The organism is Haloarchaeobius sp. FL176, from assembly GCF_024609245.1.
GTDB lineage: Archaea > Halobacteriota > Halobacteria > Halobacteriales > Natrialbaceae > Haloarchaeobius.
The window spans coordinates 539,793-555,834 of sequence record NZ_JANJYH010000001.1 but is presented as its reverse complement, the minus strand read 5'-3'; the positions used below and the strand labels follow the sequence as shown (position 1 = coordinate 555,834).

The window sequence follows — 16,042 nt, the reverse complement described above, 5'->3', positions numbered from 1 at the left end:
GTAGTCCGCAACGTCGATCGTCGAAATTCCGCGGCAGTATTTCGGACGGTCCGTGGCGGGCCGTCGCCTCAGGCGGCCGCCCCGGTGGCGTCGCGGGTCCAGCGGACGAGAGCGATGACGGTGCCGGCGACGGCGGTCCCCGCGAGCCCGAGCTGCCACGAGGGGAGCGTGACGCCGAACAGTTCGAACACGCCCACGAGCAGCGTGAAGGCGAGGAACGGCGGGATGACGACCCCGACGAGGAGCCGCCAGGCGTCGCCGAGCCCGGCCGAGAACTGCGCGCCGCGGCCGAACTCGTCGACGGCGGCGCCGCCGAGCACCCACGCCGCGAAGACGACGAACGCGAACAGCCCGGTCGTGAGCACGAAGTCGACGACGGGACCGGCGAGCGCTTCGAACAGTTCGGGGGTGAACGCGCTCGCGGTGCCGGTGACGAGGACGATGCCGACGACGCCGAGGACGGCCTCCTGCCGGCTGCGGTCGCGCTCGTCGACGAGGTAGGCGACGACGATCTCGAGCATGCTGATGGACGACGAGAGCGCGGCGAGCGCGACGACCGCGAAGAAGCCGGCGGCGGCGAGGCGACCGGCGGGCAGTTCGGAGAACGCGGTGGCGACGCCGACGAACAGCGCGCCCGGGCCGCTGGTCTCGACGTCCGCGCCGGGCGTCGAGAACAGGAGCGGGAAGACGACGAGCCCGGCGAGGACGCCGACGCTGGTGTTGAGCACGGCGACGAGCGTCGCGTCCGCCGGGAGCGAGCGGTCCTCGCCGACGTAGCTCGCGTAGGTTATCATGGTGCCCGCGCCGACCGAGAGCGTGAACAGGGCCTGCCCGGCCGCGGCGAGCACGATGTCGAGGAAGCTGTCCTGGATGGCGCCGACGTCGAACGAGAGGTAGAACGTGTACGCCTCCTCCGCGCCGGAGAGCCCGCTAACCCACACGGAGAGCCCGATGAGCGCGAGGAAGACGACGGGCATCATCACCGTCGTCGCGCGCTCGATGCCGTCACGCACGCCGCCGTAGACGACACCCGCGGTCAGCAGGAGGAAGAGGACGTGGAACCCCGCGGCCTCCAAGCCGAAGGAGATGCTGCCGAAGTACGCGCCGGGGTCGCCGAAGTACGCGCCCGTCGGCGAGGCGACGAGGTAGCGCAGGATCCAGCCCCCGACGACGCTGTAGAAGGAGAGCAGGACGAGCCCGGCGACGACGGTCAGCAGGCCGACGTGACCCCAGTTACGCGAGCCCGACAAATCACGGAGCGCCCCGACCGGGCTCTTCTGGGAGCGACGGCCGATGACGAACTCCGCGAGCAGTCCCGGGACACCGACCGCGAGGACGATTCCAAGGTAGACCAGCAGGAAGGCGCTCCCGCCGTTCTCGGCGGTTATCCACGGGAACCGCCAGAGGTTCCCCAGTCCGACTGCGCTGCCAGCGGCGGCGAGGACGAAGCCGATACGCCCCGTCCACGATTCACGTGCCATTGATAGCCACGGGTCCGCCCCACCTCAAGAGCGTTACGAATCACGAACCATCAATCCCCAAATATCACGTTTTTCAGGCGCTCTGTCGGACGTTTGTACGGTCCGGGGCGTGGCCGAATCGAAGCCGCTGTGGGCGCCACGTTGCGGCAGGAGGCGTCTGGGGCCGCCTGACTCGCAGGTCACGAGATCGACGACGTAGCTATTTGTGACTCCCCGCAGAACTGTGGCGTGTGACAACACCTCTCGACGACTCCGGTCCAGCCACCGAGATGTACCGCCACCGGACGGACACTCTCGTCGACGACCGCGGCGACGGTCCCCCGCTCGTGCTCAGCCACGGGACGCTGATGGACCGGACGATGTTCCGGCCCCAGCAGGACGCGCTCGCCGGCGACTACCGCGTCGTCACCTACGACAGCCGTGCCCGCACCGACAACTGGCAGGGTCCCTACGACCTCGACGACCTGACCGACGACTGCCGGACCCTCGTCGACGAGCTCGGTATCGACTCCTGTGTCCTCGGCGGGATGTCGATGGGGGGGTTCATGGCGCTCCGGTTCGCCCTGCACTATCCCGACGTGCTCGACGGGCTCGTCCTGATAGACAGCATGGCCCAGCCCCACCCCGAGGAGGACCGCGAGCGCTACGGCGGGATGGTCGACCGTGCGAAGGCTGCCGAGGAGATGCCGGAGGAACTCGCCGAGGTGATCTCGCACATCCTGTTCGGGCCGACGACGAACGAGGTGGCCCCCGAACTCGTCGAGTCTTGGCGGAACCGCTGGCTCACCTACCCCGGCGAGGCCGTCCACGACGAGGTGCACTCGTGGTTGAACCGTCCTGGCGTCGCCGACCGCCTCGAAGAGATCGACGTGCCGACGCTCGTCGTCCACGGGGCGGAGGACCTCTCCATCGACCCCGAGTACGGCGAGTCCATGGCCGAAGCGATTCCGGACGCCCGGTTCGTCGAGGTCCCCGAGGCCGGCCACTCCTCGAACGTGGAGAACCCCGAAGTGGTGAACGACGCCCTCCGAGAGTTCCTGGCGGAGGTGTACTGAACGGCACTCGCGAGCGTTTACGTACGTTGTAAACTCCCGCCACCGGCATGGGTGCCGAAAGCCGCGAACTGCTCGGGATGTGCCGGCTGCTGTCGAGCAGCCGTACGTCCCTCCGGAGCGCGGACCACTCGACGCGCGCGGGACACGACTCGAAGAAAGACACTTCCGAACAGCACCCACAGACGAGAGTATGCGAAGTGAAGAGGAGATCCGCGAGCAGTACGAGTTCCTGATGGAGGAGCTGGACGACGAGGACATGAACCACGAGGGCGTCAGGCAGATGTTCACGTACTACAAGCGAGCGCTCGGCTGGGTGCTCGAAGAGGAGCACATCTGAGAGCCGGGAACCGACACCGGAGAGCGTCGGACTTTTCTCGCCGCCACCCGACGACGGCGACATGGACGTACGAATCGCGGGTGACGGACCGTCCGCCGAGGCGGTCGCGGCCGCACTGGCGGACACCGAGGTCGAGCCGGCACGGGTCGACCCGGACGGTATCGCGGGTGCCGATCTCGCGGTGGTCGTGGCGGCGACCGGGGACGACGCCCTCGTGACCGCAAACGAGGTCGCCGACGGGCCGTGGCTGGCGGTCGAACTCGGCGGCATCGGCGGCTATCCGGTCGCGGACGTCGACGCGGCGGTCTCCGGGCTCGCGCCGGGCCGGGGCTGTTTCGACTGCCTGCGGGCCAGGGTCGGCTCGAACGCAAGCGAGACCGACGACGGGGACGTCGACCGGTCGACGGCGCGGCTGGCAGGGGCGGTGGCGGGGCGCGAGGCTGCCGCGGCCGTCGATGCCGCGGACGGGACATCGACCGCCGACCTGGTCGGGACCATCCACGAGCTGCCCCACGAGGACCGCCGGTTCCTGCCGGTGCCGGGCTGCTGTGACACCACGGACGACGACCTCCGGCGCGGCGACGCCGACGTGAGTCTCGACGAGGCGGTCGAACGCGCCGAGCGCACGCTCGACGGGCGCGTCGGCCTCGTCAGCGACATCGGCGAGCTGGAGTCGTTCCCCGCGCCGTACTACCTCGCGACGACCGCCGAGACCTCGGTGTACTCGGACGCCAGCGCGCCGGGGCAGGCCGCGGGCGTCGCCGACGACTGGAACGCGGCGTTCATGAAGGCCGTCGGGGAGGCGCTGGAGCGCTACAGTGCCGCCATCTACCGGAACGCCGAGTTCGAGCAGGCACCGCCGGGCATGATCGAAAACGGCGTCTCGCCCGACGCGACCGTCAGGGCCGACGACGCCCCGCCGGTCGACCCGGAGCAACCGATTCCGTGGACGACGGCGACGAACCTCGCCACGGACGAGCAGGTGCCCATCCCGGCCGAACTCGTCCACTTCCCCCCGCCGGAGGAGCGCTACACGACGGCGATCACGACCGGGCTGGGCCTGGGCACGGCCGGGGCCGACGCCCTCGTCGCCGGGCTCACGGAGGTCGTCGAGCGCGACGCGACGATGCTCGCCTGGTACTCGACCTTCGAGCCGCTCGAACTGCGGGTCGACGATGCTGACTACGAGCGGCTGGCCCGGCGTGCCCGCGCCGAGGACCTGGAGACGACGGCGCTGCTCGTCACTCAGGACGTGGACGTGCCGGTGGTCACCGTGGCGGTCCACCGCGAGGGCGGCGACTGGCCCCGTTTCGCGGTCGGGTCGGACGCCGCGCTCGACCCCGTCGCTGCGGCGCGGTCGGCGCTCGCCGAGGCGCTCCAGAACTGGATGGAGCTGCGCTCGATGGGCCGCGCCGACGCCAGCGAGGAGTCCGGCGCTATCGGCCGGTTCGCGGACTTCCCGTCGGCCGCGGCGGACTTCCTGGACGCGGGCGGGCCGATTCCGGCGAGCAGCGTCGGCCCGGACGACGCGCCGTCGGGGAGCGCCGCGGTGGACGCGCTGGTCGAGCGAGTGACCGACGCCGGACTGACGCCGTACGCGAGCCGGCTGACGCCCGGCGACGTCGAGTCCGCCGGCTTCGAGGCGGTCCGGGTCGTGGTCCCCGGCGCACAGCCGCTGTTCACGGATGCCCCGGCGTTCGGCACGCGGGCCGAGACGGTGCCCGAGTCGCTCGGGTTCGAGGCGCGGCTGAACCGTCAGCATCACCCGTATCCCTGAGACGGGACGCCAGATAACGGCCGTGTTCTGTGGTCTTATCGAGGTTTAACTCATCCTCTGTGGTAGTTCGCTGTAGGCATCAGTTCCCCACACGGGCGAGCGGGTGCTCGCGGAGTGTACGGACTGCGGAGAACGCTACGTCCCGCGGGAGACGTTGGAGGAACTGTCCTAGACGTACAGCGTGGCGCGGACCATGTCACGGGTGCCGGGGCCGAGGCCGACGGCGACGATGGCGACGAGCAGCATCACGGTAAAGCGCGGGCTGTCGTCGAACACCGTCTCGTCGAACACCCAGAGCACGAACGTCGCCGCGACCATCTTCACGACGAGGAAGGGGAAGGCGTCGAGGTATCCGGGGAGGTACTGGCCGGCGATGTCGACGATGAACCGGTTGACGGGGTGTTTCCCCTGCAGGTTCGCCTGGCCGGTGAGCGCCGGCATCAGGTTCAGTCCGACGAAGTTCGCGACGCCGTCGACGGCGTGGGCCCAGAGCACGACCGCGCCGATGAAGCCGGTGCCGGCGTTGATAGCCGGTTTGAACGTCTCGATGGCGTACCAGACGCCTCCGGCGACGACCGTCGACGCGACGAGGACGACCGCGGTCACCTGCGGGTGGAACGAGACGTACGGCTGGGTGGCGGCGGCCCAGCCGAGGTAGACGAGGCTCGCGGCGAGGATGCCCGAGCCGATGGCGAAGAGGGGGTACTCGAACTGCCGGTCGACGACGTTCTCGGCGAGGTAGACGGCGGCGACGACCGCCGCGAGGGCGACGAAGAAGACGGTGAAGTAGATGATCGGGCTGATGAGGAAGCTGTTCAGCGGGTACTCGAAGACGGGTGCCTGCCCGGCGGTGTCACGCGCCGCGTCGTTCACGTCCTCGATGACCCGGAGCGTGCCCCCGAAGAACATGAACGGGAACAGCCCGTAGAACAGCGCCCGGTAGCGCTGGATTCGGAGCCGCCTGACCAGCAGCCCGACGCCGACGAGCATCAACAGCAGGATGAGGGCGTAGCCGATCTCGCTCACGACGGTGTAGCCCGGTTCGGCGACCGGCCCGAGGCTCCCGGGGACCGACCCGCAGCTCTGGGGCTGGACCTGTGCGCCGTCGGCCCAGGCCACGCAGTTCCAGTTGTGGGCGTCGGCGTAGACGGGCCCCCAGAAGTACTGCCAGACGAACTTCGCGTACACCGTACGCGGGAACAGCACCGACCCGAGGCCGAACACGGCCGTCAGCAGGCCGACCGCGCCGACCCACGCCCGTTCGATGCCGATGCGGTCGATGAAGTCGCTCATACACCGACGGGTGGCCGGATGGGCCATTACCCTTCTGGTCTCCCCTCGCCCGGTCACCCGCGAGTAACCGACCGACTACTCCTCGGCGATGGGCAGCTCCTCTGACTCGTGTGGCGTGCCGAGGATGACCATCGTCTGCGAGCGCGCGAAGCCGTCCATCTGGGCGATGCGTTCGAACATGAGCTCCCGCAGCGCGTCGGCGTCTTCGGCGTACACGCGGGCCATCACGTCCCACTCGCCGGTCGTCAGGTGGACCTCCTGGACGCCCCCTATCTCCTGCAATCGCTCCAGCGTGTCCTGCTCGCGTCCCTGCTCCACCCTGAGCCCGATGATGGCCGAGATGCCGAGGTCGATGGCCTTCGGGTCGAGCTTCGCGTGGTAGCCCTGGATGACGCCGGCGTCCTCCAGCCGGCCGACGCGGTCGTGGACCGTCGCGCTCGACATGTCGATGCGACGGGCGATCTCGCTGAACGTCGTCCGGGCGTCCTCCTGAAGGATGCGGAGGATCTGCTTGTCCGTGTCGTCGAGTTCCATACCCTCTGGTACCGTCCCGAGGGGAAAAAACGCGACCCTCCCGAACAGGATTTATATACGAGAACGTGGTACGTTAACTTTGGGCATGGGAATCATAGATTCGGTCAGAGGGATGTTCGGTGCCGACGAACGAACGTTCCAGTACGTCTGTGACCGGTGCGAGACGGAGTTCGAGTCGTCCAAATCGGACATGTCGGCCGTGATGTGTCCGGAGTGTCGGTCGACGAAGATACGGGCGGCCTCACCCGCGTGAGACGACCCACGGTTCAGCCACACAGCGTCCGCGGCACGTGAGGCTCGACACCACCGGGCGCGTCGGACAGCCGTCGGCTCGTCCGGTCCTACTCCAGCCGCACGTCCTCGACAGCCTGTGCCGCGGCGAGCGCCTCGTCGTGAACGGCGCCGTTCGACGCCACGAGCCCGCGACTGTCGTGTCGCCAGCGCTCGCCGTCGAGGTCGGTCACCGTCCCGCCGGCCTGCCGGACCATGTGGGCCCCGGCGACCGTATCCCAGGGGTTCGCGTCGACGTTCGTGATGGTCGCCTCCAGCCCGCCCGAGGCCACCATCCCGAGGGCGGCCTGTGCGCAGCCGACGCGGCGCATGTCGCCGAACCGTTCCACGACCTCGCGGCAGGCCGTGGCGTACTCGTCGCGCCGGTCGCGAGGCCACCAGATGGTCGGACAGGCGACCGCGCGCTCCGGGTCCGAGACGTCGCTGACCGCCAGTTCGTCGCCGTTCAGTGCCACGTGCTCACTGTCGGCGACGTACGAGTCGTCCAGCGCCGGCAGGATGTTCGCGGCTGCGACTGGCTCCCCGTCGACGACCGCCGCGACGCTCGTCGCCCACACGGAGAAGCCGCGGACGTAGTTGTTCGTCCCGTCGATGGGGTCGATGATCCACGCCGGGCCCTCCTCGGGCACCTCCTTCAGCTCGTCGTCCTCCTCACCCACGATGGCGTCCTCGGGGAACTCGTTCCGGATAGTCGAGACGACCTCGCGCTGGGCGTCCCGGTCGGCCTGGGTCACCACGTCCGTCTTCCCGTCTTTCTCCTCGACGGCGAGATCCGTCCGGAAGCCCGCCTCGGCGACGGCCGCTCCGGAACGTGCGGCGCGCTCGACCAGTCGAGCACGTGCTGCGTCGTCGGTCATGCACTCACTCGGGAGAGCCGCGCAAAAAGGCCCTCCGGTTCGTCGACTGCGCACCGACGCCCGCGGCGGACCGACGACGACTTGCCGGCCGACGTACACGCGTCGGGTATGAACAGGCTCGCGAAGCGACTGTACAACATCGCACCGGACCCCGTGACGCTTACCTTCGCCGACGGCTCGACGGTCGTCCTCTCGATGCACAGCGCCGAGTTCTTCCAGGACGACCTCGAAGCCGAGGGCGAGGCCGACGACGGCACCACCTACCGCATCGTGGACGGCGATGACGATGAGACGCTGCTCGCCGCCCGCGAGGGGGACGACGGCTGGACGGTCGTGGGCGACGTGACCGACGTCGAGGCGGCCTGACCAGCTACCGCACCAGCGCCAGCAGCTCCCGTGCGTCCTCGAGCTTCTTCTGGCGGAGTTCTTCCTCGATGTCGGGCGTGTCCAGCCCCTCGATGGCGGTGAGCGCCCGGTCGAGCCCGTGGATGCTTCGCACCAGCGCTTTTCCCTTCTCCTCGGTGATGTCCCCGTCCGCCAGCCGCTGCTTTCGCTGGAGTCGCTCCCGCCGGAGCTGTGACTCGACCTCGTCGATACGCTCGCGCTCGCTCTCGGGGATGGCATCGAGGCGCTTGCAATCGAAGACGAACTCGCGCACGTCGATGGTCGTCCCCTGTACGCTGAGTTCGTCGGGCAGGTCCTTTCCGACCGTGCCCGACGGGCGGCGTACCTCGTGGAGAAGGTCCCGTCGTGTCTCGTCGTCCATGGTCGAACCGATGGACGGAGGACTGATAGGCGTTCGGAGCAACCGATTGCTCTAGTCGATATGACACGAGTATTTAGGTGCCGAGGGCCGTAGCTCGGGACGATGAACGGTGGCGACGCGACCGAGGTCTTCGAGCGGGTGAGTCACCAGACCCGAGTCGAGATCCTCGACGCGCTGGCGAGCGCACAGCGGGACGCTCCGATGGACCCGTGGCTGGAGTACACCGAGCTTCGGGAGAGGGTCGGCATCCGCGACAACGGCAACCTCAACTACCACCTCGACCAGCTCGGCGACCTGATACTCACGGGCGAGGCCGGCTATCGGCTGTCGCGCGTCGGGATGGGGCTCATCGGGACCGCCTCGTCCGGCGTCCTCGATACCGACTGGACGTGGGGGCCGGTGGACGCGCCCGGCGAGTGCCGCCACTGCAGCGGCCCACTACAGCTCCGCTACGAGGACGGCGTCCTCTGGCTAACCTGTGGCACGGACGAGCACCGGACCGGGCTCTGGGTGCCGCCGAGCCTGCTCGAAGGCCACACCGAGGACGAACTCGTCGAGCGCATCGCGTTCCTGGAGAACCGGTGGGGGGAGCTGACCCGCCGGGGCATCTGCTCCGAGTGCCAGGGGCGCGTCGAGGGTACGCTCACCCGCTACGAGGGCGAGCAGTACCACTACCTCGGGCACTGCGAGCGCTGTGGCTCCCAGCACGGGCTCCCGGTCGGGCTGTACCTCCTCGGACACCCCGACGTACAGCGGTTCTCCTACGAGCACGGCGTCGACCTCCGGTCGACCCCGTTCTGGACGCTCGACTGGTGCCGCCTCGGGACGGAGACCGCGGTGTCGACCGACCCGCTCCGGATCCGGGTCGACGTCACCCACGACGGCGACACGCTCTCGCTCACGCTCGACCGCGAAGGCGACGTGGTCGCGACCGAGCGGTCGTAGTCGGTCACCGTCGTCTCGCAGATGGCTCTCCCTCGTGACGTCGTCGTGAGAATGTTGCGAGGGCAAGACGCTCCGTCTTGCCGCATTCGGGCGCGTGGTTTCGCGCCTTCATGCGAGGGAAGGGATTTGAACCCTCGGACCTCTACAGGAGCGGATCTTGAGTCCGCCGCCGTTTCCAGGCTTGGCTACCCTCGCACGTACTCCACCTCGTCGCGGTGGCTGGTAAAACGTTGCGAACCGGCACGACCTACACGGCGTCGACGACGACGCGGACGCCGCGGCCGAGCGCGTGGAGGACGACGCTCGCGGTCATCGTCCCGCCGGCTCCGAGGACGACGAGCCCGGTCGTCCGGCCGATGTCGTCCGTGATGACGCCCGCACTGGCGAGCACGAAGCCGACGACGACCGTGGCTGTGAACACCAGCGCGCCGACGGTCTCCACGGTTCTGACACCACCGTAGGCGAGGTCGGTCGGGTCGCCCAGGTCGAGGGCACGGTCCGACCTGGCGATGACGAGGACTTCGGCGACTGCGTGGCCGACGAGCAGGACACCGAGTCCGACCGCGACGAGGATACCGCCGTTGAACAGGACGGTCCCGAGGTTGCCGAGTGGGGTCCCCTGGCTGCTCCCCGCCGCGCCGTTCTCGGGCGGTGGCCCCGTCGGTATCGAGAGGAGTGCGGCGAAGAAAAGAACCACCAGCGAGACGACCGCGAGGACGACGAGGACGGCGACGAGCGCGGTCTCGAGGTAGAGGCCGTAGGCGACCAGCCACTCCTTGGGTGCGTCGCGGAGCGACCCGACGTTCGAGCCGCTGGACTCGGAGGCTCGAGCGTCTCCCATGGTCGAGAGCCCGACAGGTCGGATAAAATGTCTTGTGCTTTCGACGGGAGTCCGAAGGAGTATGCCGGGGGAGACCGTACGTTGCGCCGATGGACGAACACACGCTGGACACCGGGGTCGCACCACCCGCGAGGGGCGACCCGGCGGGCTGGCGTGCGGACCGGCCGGAGTCCAACGGCTGGGAGCACGGGACGCTTCGCCGCGCGGTCATCCACGGGGTCCGGCTGTACAACAGCGGCGAGTATCACGAATCCCACGACTGCTTCGAGGACGAGTGGTACAACTACGGCCGTGGCTCGACGGAGTCGAAGTTCCTCCACGGGATGGTCCAGGTGGCCGCCGGCGCGTACAAGCACTTCGACTTCGAGGACGACGGCGGGATGCGCAGCCTGTTCGGGACGGCGCTCCAGTACTTTCAGGGCGTCCCACCCGACTACTACGGCGTCGACGTGCTCGACGTGCGGACGACGCTCACGAACGCGCTCGAGAACCCCCAGGTCCTGCACGGCTGGCAGATCGAACTCGACGGCGACGTCCCGACCGCACGCGAGCTCGACGTCGAGTACGCCGAGCGGCTGGAGTGAACTGGGGCAGTGTGTGTCGGGACGCTACCTGATTAGAGAAAAGGAATCAATGAGCGGAATCTCGAAAAGAGGGTAGAGTCACTCCCGGTATCGTCGGGGGCTTCGGAATCGGCGTTGGCGATGCTGCCATCAAGGTTCACGTCCGGCGAGCTATCTCCTCCTGCCATACTCGATACGGTGCGTGCCGAGTCATCGGGATCGATTGGATCCGGTGATTCGACACCTATCGACTCACTGGCTGTCTCTTCTGCAGTCATCGGCCGGAAGTTGCTGTTGGAACAATTTCTGCACTCGACCGGGTTTTGGGTGTGTATCGTTCCGCAGCGTTTGCATTTCCAGTTCATCGTCGGTCAATCTAGTGCCCTCGGTAGAAAGGCCCCCCGTCTACCCCTACTGAATATTGGATATACGTAATCCAGTTCGCTATTTCGGACCTTCATCGACAGGTAGAGCACGAGGTTCAAATGTAATAACCTCGGCGGCTCCGGGGTTCAGATGACGCCTCTCTTCCCCACTAACAGAACGGTAACCACTGAATTTCGGGTGGGAGATGGATTTCGCAAAAACGAGGTTGTAAATCTGGGACACGAGACGACTGGACTGACCCGCGTTCTCAGGCAGTCGCCGACTCCTCTTCGCCTTCCTCGGCCCGTTCGCGGCTCACGACCCAGATGCCGAGCGCCATCAGCGCGCCACCTACGGCGAAGCCCGGGCCGAGCGTCTCGCCGAGCAGGGCCCCGCCGAGGGCCGCGCCGACGACCGGCTGGGCGAAGAAGAACACTGAGATGGTCCCTGCGGGCACGTACTCCAGTCCCTTGTACCAGAGGTACCAGGCCGTGGCCGTGGCTGCGACGCCGAGGTAGAGCACGGCGAGGACGGACGTGCCGTCGGTCGGGAGCGACGCCAGCCCACCGGGCGTGTCGGCGAGTTCGACCGCCGACAGCGCGCCGAGCATCGGCACCGAGGCGACGGTCGCGTACGTCGCGGCGGTCAGCGCGGAGTAGCGACGGACGACGCGGACACCCTGGACCGTGTACGCTGCCCAGGTGACACTCGCGGCGAGCAGGAGCACGACGCCGACAAGACTGCCGGCACCGACCGCGGCGAGGTCGTACTGCCCGGCGACGACGGCGACGGTGCCGGCGAGGGCGATGCCGATGCCGGCGGCCTTCGCCGGGGTCACCCGCTCGCCGAGGACGACGGCACCGAGGAAGACGGTCGCGACCGGCGTCAGCACGGTCAACAGCGACGCCTCGCTCGCGGTTGTCAGCTCCGTGCCGACGAACTGCGTCGCGTTCGTGAGTGTGACCCACCCGCCGAGCGCGACGAACGTCGGCCAGTCGGCGCGGTCGACCGTCGACCGACCGTCGCCCAGACCGAGCACGGCGAGGAGGACGGCCGCGCCGACGGCGACCCGCAGGAACCCGAGCGTCAGCGGTGGGATGCTGGCGAAGCTCCACTTGCTGACGACGTACATCCCGCCCCACAGCGCCGCGGCTGCGAGCGGGGCGAGCGCGAAGACGTAGCGTCGGGTGTCTGTCACTGGTACGGGAACGGGGACTGAACGCGACGGGCTGGGGGCTACGCGCCGAGGTACAGCTTCGAGACCTCCTCGTTGTCGAGCAGGCCGTCGGCAGCGTCCTCGAACCGGACGGTGCCCTGGTCGAGCACGTAGCCACGGTCGGAGATGCCCAGTCCCTTCTTCGCGTTCTGTTCGACCATGAGGATGGCCGTATCGAGCTCGTTCACGGCCTGGACGTGGCCGAACACCTCGTCGGCGGTGTTCGGCGCGAGCCCGGCCGACGGCTCGTCGATGAGGAGCACGTCCGGCTCCATCACGAGCGCCCGGGCGAACGCGAGCACCTGGCGCTGGCCGCCGGAGAGCGTGCGTGCCTTCGACTTCCGACGTTCGTCGAGCAACGAGAACTGGTCGTACAGCTCCCCGATGACCCTGTCGAGGCCGCTCTCGCGGGCGACGCCGCCCATGCGGAGGTTCTCGTCGATGGTCAGCGAGCCGAACACGTTGTCGGTCTGTGGCACGTAGCCGATGCCCTCGCGGACGATGTCCTCGGGGGCCATCCCGCCGATCTGGTCGCCGTGGTAGGTCACCGACCCGGTCCACGGCGACAGCAGTCCGAAGGCGGTCTTCAGCACGGTCGACTTGCCGGCACCGTTCGGGCCGATGAGGCAGACGATCTCGTTCTCGTTCACGTGCAGCGAGAGGTCGGTGAGCACCTGCACCTCGCCGTAGCCGCTGTCGACGTCCGACAGCGCGAGGACGGGCTGGTCGCTCATGCGTCACCCCCGAGGTAGGCGTCGATGACGCGCTCGTCGCTCTGGACCGCCTCGGGCGGTCCCTCCATCAGCACGTTCCCCTGGTTCAGCACCACGACGGGGTCGGCGAGCTTCATGACGAACTCCATGTCGTGCTCGATGATACAGAACGTGGTTCCCTGCTCGTTGAGCCGCCGAATCTGTTCGGCGAGGTCGTTCCGGAGCGTCGGGTTGACGCCGGCGACCGGCTCGTCGAGCAGCAGTATCTCGGGGTCGGCGAGCATCGCTCTGGCGAGCTCGACCAGCTTCATCTGCCCGCCCGAGATGTCGGTCGCGGGCTGGGTCGCGAGGTGGTCTATCTCGAACTCCTCCAGGATGCGCTGGGCCTCCGCCAGGTTGGCCGACTCGGCCGAGGCGACGCCCTCGGGGTCGGTGAACAGCTTCACGAACGACTCACCGGGCTGCTCTCGCGGGCCGACGAGCATCGCCTCGCGGACGGTCATCCCCTCGAGCTTGCGGGGGGTCTGGAACGTCCGGATGAGGCCGGCGTCGGCGACCTCGTAGGGTTTCCTGCCGGTGACGTCGATGCCGTTGACCTCGACGCGACCGCCGTCGGGCTCGTAAAAGCCCGAGATGAGGTTGAAGATGGTCGACTTGCCGGCACCGTTCGGTCCGATGAGGCCGGTGATGGTGCCGCGTTCGACCTCGAAGCTGGCGTCGTCGGTCGCCACGAGGCCACCGAAGCGCTTCTCGAGGTTTTCGACGCGGAGGACGACGTTCTCCTTCCCCATGTTTGCGCCCTCGTGGCGGTCCCGCATGGACGTTGTACCCTCACTCATCGGAACCACCCCGTGCCTCTCGGACACCGACATCCGGTCCCTCCGGTACCTCGTCGACGGTCCCCGGCCAGATGAGTTCCCGCTGTGGCGGCAGCAGGCCCTCCGGCCGGAAGCGCATCAGGACCACGATGATGAGCCCGATGAGCAGCAGCCGCATGGGCCCGCCGAGCCCCTCGAACGAGAAGACGACCTCGGTCGCGCCCAGGTCGAGCGAGAGGGAGATCTGGTTGAGGAACCGGGTCCCCTCGCGGATGGCGACGACGACGAAGCCGCCGAACAGCGCCCCGCGGTTCGAGCCGCTCCCGCCGAGGATGACCGCGACCCAGACGTAGAACGTCGTAATCGGGTCGAGGTCGCCTGGGCTGACGTACAGGTTCAGGTGCGCGTAGAACACACCGGCCAGCGCCATCACGAGGCTGCCCAGCACGAACGACTGCATCTTGAACGAGTAGGTGTCTTTGCCGAGCGCACGGGCGAGGTCCTCGTCGGCCCGGATGGTCCGCAGCACGCGACCCCACGGCGAGCGGTGGACGCGCCGGAGCACGCCGTAGCTGACCCCGAGGAACACGAACACGAGCGAGACGTTCAGCAGTGCACGCCAGAACGGCGTCCTGAGCACGATCTCCTGGCCGACGGTGAACCCGATGCCGAACACCGGCTCCGCGACGGTCACGGAGCCACCGGGCACGGGGTCGATGGTCGTCTCGGGCATCGACTGCGGGAACGTCGCGAGCACCGGCCACCCTTCGAAGAAGCTCGGGATGCCGCGGACACCGGCGCTGCCGTTGGTGAGCCCCTGCTCGTTCAGCACGATGCGGCGGATGACCTCGGCCAGCCCCAGCGAGGCGATGGCGAGGTAGTCCGCTCGCAGGCGCAGTGTCGGGATGCCGATGGCGACCGCGATGACGGCCGCGACGACGAGTGCGACGACGAGGCCGACGATGGGGTTGAACCCGCCCGCGATGGGCGAGGAGCTCGCGGTCATGAGCGCGGTGCCGTACGCGCCGATGCCGAAGAACGCGGCGACGCTGAAGTTGATGAGTCCGGTGAACCCCCACTGGGAGTTCAGCCCGAGCGACAGGAGCGCGTACATACTGGCCAGTCCGAGGAGGAACATGAAGTACGTCGGATCCAGCGTCCCTCTCAGTAGCCCGAACAGCAGGTAGATAGCGAAGGCGACGACGAACAGCGTGACGCCCTGCTCTGCGCGAGTCAGGTCCGCGAACTCGCCGGCTGGGTCGGTGAGCCAGCTCATCTCAGGTCGCCTCCCCCATGATGCCGTTCGGTCTGACGAGCAGTACCACGACCATGATGACGAAGACGACCGCCTCGGCGTACTCGGTCCCGATGGGGATGCCGTAGTCCGTCAGGATGGGCATGAGCTCGTGGATCATCCCGATGAGGAACCCACCGAGCATCGCGCCGTACACCGAGCCGATGCCGCCGAGGATGACGGCAGCGAAGATGAGCAACAGCAGCGAGAAGCCCATCCGCGGCCGGAGCTGGTTGAACAGGCCGAGGAAGACGCCGCCGCTCCCGGCCAGCCCGGCCCCGATGACCCACGTCCAGAGCTTCACCCGTTCGGTTCGGATGCCGCTGACCCGGGCCAGCTCGGGGTTGTCCGCCATCGCGCGCATCTTCCGACCGAGGTCCGTGTACTGCAACAGGAGGTGCAGCCCAGTGACGAGGATGGCCGCCGAGAGGACGATGGCCACGTCGTGCTCGGTGATGCGGATGTCGTACTGGACGAGCCACTCGATGGGGCGGAGCGTCTGCACGTCGTACCGGGTGAAGTCCGCACCGAAACGGAGCTGTATGATGGCCCGGTAGATGAACGCGATACCGATGGACGTGATGAGCATCCCGATGGAGCCCACGTCCATCGGCTTGTAGACGATCCGTTCCGTGACGACGGCGACGAGCGCTGCGACGGCGATGCCGGCGAGGAGTGCGACGAAGAAGCCGTAGGGGAGCCCGAGCACCGCGCCGCCGAGGCCGCCGACGGCACCGAAGGTCAGCAACGCGGTGTAGGCGCCGATGGTCATCGTGTCGCCGTGGGCGAAGTTCGCGAAGTCAGCGATGCTGTACACGAGCGAGAGCCCGATACTCCCGAGCACGATGATGCTGCTGAATATCAGCCCGTTCGCGAGATATTCCAGAAGAGGCAT

Annotated in this window: 18 protein-coding genes and 1 tRNA gene; 7 read left to right on the top strand and 12 right to left on the bottom strand. The window is 68.1% G+C overall.

Going from position 1 to position 16,042, the window contains the following annotated elements:
* Positions 1–68 precede the first annotated feature (68 nt).
* Complete coding sequence (locus NO978_RS02780) at positions 69–1,481, bottom strand: sodium-dependent transporter (RefSeq protein ID WP_257297993.1); 1,413 nt, start codon at positions 1,479–1,481, stop codon at positions 69–71.
* Positions 1,482–1,750: 269 nt separating this feature from the next.
* Between NO978_RS02780 and NO978_RS02775 the strand changes: the two genes are divergently transcribed.
* From NO978_RS02775 to NO978_RS02765, 3 genes are all read left to right on the top strand, one after another.
* Entirely contained in the window at positions 1,751–2,536 is a 786-nt protein-coding gene (locus NO978_RS02775) for an alpha/beta fold hydrolase (RefSeq protein ID WP_303647186.1), read from the top strand.
* Positions 2,537–2,726: 190 nt separating this feature from the next.
* Entirely contained in the window at positions 2,727–2,873 is a 147-nt protein-coding gene (locus NO978_RS02770; RefSeq protein ID WP_257297991.1) for a hypothetical protein, read from the top strand.
* A 61-nt stretch (positions 2,874–2,934) separates the two neighbouring features.
* Entirely contained in the window at positions 2,935–4,650 is a 1,716-nt protein-coding gene (locus NO978_RS02765) for a YcaO-like family protein (RefSeq protein WP_257297990.1), read from the top strand.
* A 168-nt stretch (positions 4,651–4,818) separates the two neighbouring features.
* Here the strand turns inward: NO978_RS02765 and NO978_RS02760 are convergent, their stop codons facing one another.
* Both NO978_RS02760 and NO978_RS02755 read right to left on the bottom strand, forming a co-directional pair.
* Positions 4,819–5,943, bottom strand: a complete 1,125-nt coding sequence (locus tag NO978_RS02760) for a DUF63 family protein (RefSeq protein WP_257297989.1) — start codon at positions 5,941–5,943, stop codon at positions 4,819–4,821.
* A 75-nt stretch (positions 5,944–6,018) separates the two neighbouring features.
* Positions 6,019–6,477 (bottom strand): Lrp/AsnC family transcriptional regulator, encoded by a 459-nt coding sequence (locus NO978_RS02755; protein ID WP_257297988.1) that lies wholly within the window; start codon positions 6,475–6,477, stop codon positions 6,019–6,021.
* A gap of 85 nt (positions 6,478–6,562) precedes the next feature.
* Between NO978_RS02755 and NO978_RS02750 the strand changes: the two genes are divergently transcribed.
* Positions 6,563–6,730, top strand: a complete 168-nt coding sequence (locus tag NO978_RS02750) for a zinc ribbon domain-containing protein (protein WP_257297987.1) — start codon at positions 6,563–6,565, stop codon at positions 6,728–6,730.
* A gap of 88 nt (positions 6,731–6,818) precedes the next feature.
* On the opposite strand, the gene NO978_RS02745 is transcribed toward NO978_RS02750, so the two are convergent.
* Positions 6,819–7,625 (bottom strand): inositol monophosphatase, encoded by an 807-nt coding sequence (locus NO978_RS02745; protein ID WP_257297986.1) that lies wholly within the window; start codon positions 7,623–7,625, stop codon positions 6,819–6,821.
* 108 nt (positions 7,626–7,733) lie between these two features.
* Here NO978_RS02745 and NO978_RS02740 point away from each other — a divergent pair, with 108 nt between their 5' ends.
* Complete coding sequence (locus tag NO978_RS02740) at positions 7,734–7,991, top strand: hypothetical protein (RefSeq protein WP_257297985.1); 258 nt, start codon at positions 7,734–7,736, stop codon at positions 7,989–7,991.
* 4 nt (positions 7,992–7,995) lie between these two features.
* Here NO978_RS02740 and NO978_RS02735 read toward each other — a convergent pair whose 3' ends face one another.
* Positions 7,996–8,391: a DUF5788 family protein gene (locus NO978_RS02735; RefSeq protein WP_257297983.1), complete on the bottom strand. Its 396-nt coding sequence runs from the start codon at positions 8,389–8,391 to the stop codon at positions 7,996–7,998.
* A 102-nt stretch (positions 8,392–8,493) separates the two neighbouring features.
* Between NO978_RS02735 and NO978_RS02730 the strand changes: the two genes are divergently transcribed.
* Positions 8,494–9,336, top strand: a complete 843-nt coding sequence (locus NO978_RS02730) for a hypothetical protein (protein ID WP_257297982.1) — start codon at positions 8,494–8,496, stop codon at positions 9,334–9,336.
* Between the two features lie 111 nt (positions 9,337–9,447).
* On the opposite strand, the gene NO978_RS02725 is transcribed toward NO978_RS02730, so the two are convergent.
* Positions 9,448–9,531 (bottom strand) — tRNA-Leu (locus tag NO978_RS02725).
* A gap of 52 nt (positions 9,532–9,583) precedes the next feature.
* Complete coding sequence (locus tag NO978_RS02720) at positions 9,584–10,177, bottom strand: hypothetical protein (RefSeq protein ID WP_257297981.1); 594 nt, start codon at positions 10,175–10,177, stop codon at positions 9,584–9,586.
* 89 nt (positions 10,178–10,266) lie between these two features.
* On the opposite strand from NO978_RS02720, the gene NO978_RS02715 reads away from it, so the two are divergent.
* Positions 10,267–10,761 carry a DUF309 domain-containing protein gene (locus NO978_RS02715; protein ID WP_257297979.1) on the top strand — a complete coding sequence of 165 codons (495 nt, stop codon included), beginning with the start codon at positions 10,267–10,269 and terminating at the stop codon, positions 10,759–10,761.
* 613 nt (positions 10,762–11,374) lie between these two features.
* Here NO978_RS02715 and NO978_RS02710 read toward each other — a convergent pair.
* The 5 genes from NO978_RS02710 to NO978_RS02690 are packed head-to-tail and all read right to left on the bottom strand — an operon-like array spanning position 11,375 to position 16,042.
* Entirely contained in the window at positions 11,375–12,304 is a 930-nt protein-coding gene (locus tag NO978_RS02710; RefSeq protein WP_257297978.1) for an EamA family transporter, read from the bottom strand.
* A gap of 38 nt (positions 12,305–12,342) precedes the next feature.
* Positions 12,343–13,056, bottom strand: coding sequence for an ABC transporter ATP-binding protein (locus NO978_RS02705; protein ID WP_257297977.1), 714 nt, complete (start codon positions 13,054–13,056; stop codon positions 12,343–12,345).
* The gene (locus NO978_RS02700; RefSeq protein WP_257297976.1) at positions 13,053–13,874 is read right to left on the bottom strand and encodes an ABC transporter ATP-binding protein; all 822 of its coding nucleotides are present in this window, start codon (positions 13,872–13,874) and stop codon (positions 13,053–13,055) included. Before NO978_RS02700 ends, NO978_RS02705 begins: the two co-directional genes overlap by 4 nt.
* Positions 13,867–15,129 carry a branched-chain amino acid ABC transporter permease gene (locus tag NO978_RS02695; protein ID WP_257297975.1) on the bottom strand — a complete coding sequence of 421 codons (1,263 nt, stop codon included), beginning with the start codon at positions 15,127–15,129 and terminating at the stop codon, positions 13,867–13,869. Before NO978_RS02695 ends, NO978_RS02700 begins: the two co-directional genes overlap by 8 nt.
* Position 15,130: 1 nt before the next feature.
* Complete coding sequence (locus NO978_RS02690) at positions 15,131–16,042, bottom strand: branched-chain amino acid ABC transporter permease (protein WP_257297974.1); 912 nt, start codon at positions 16,040–16,042, stop codon at positions 15,131–15,133.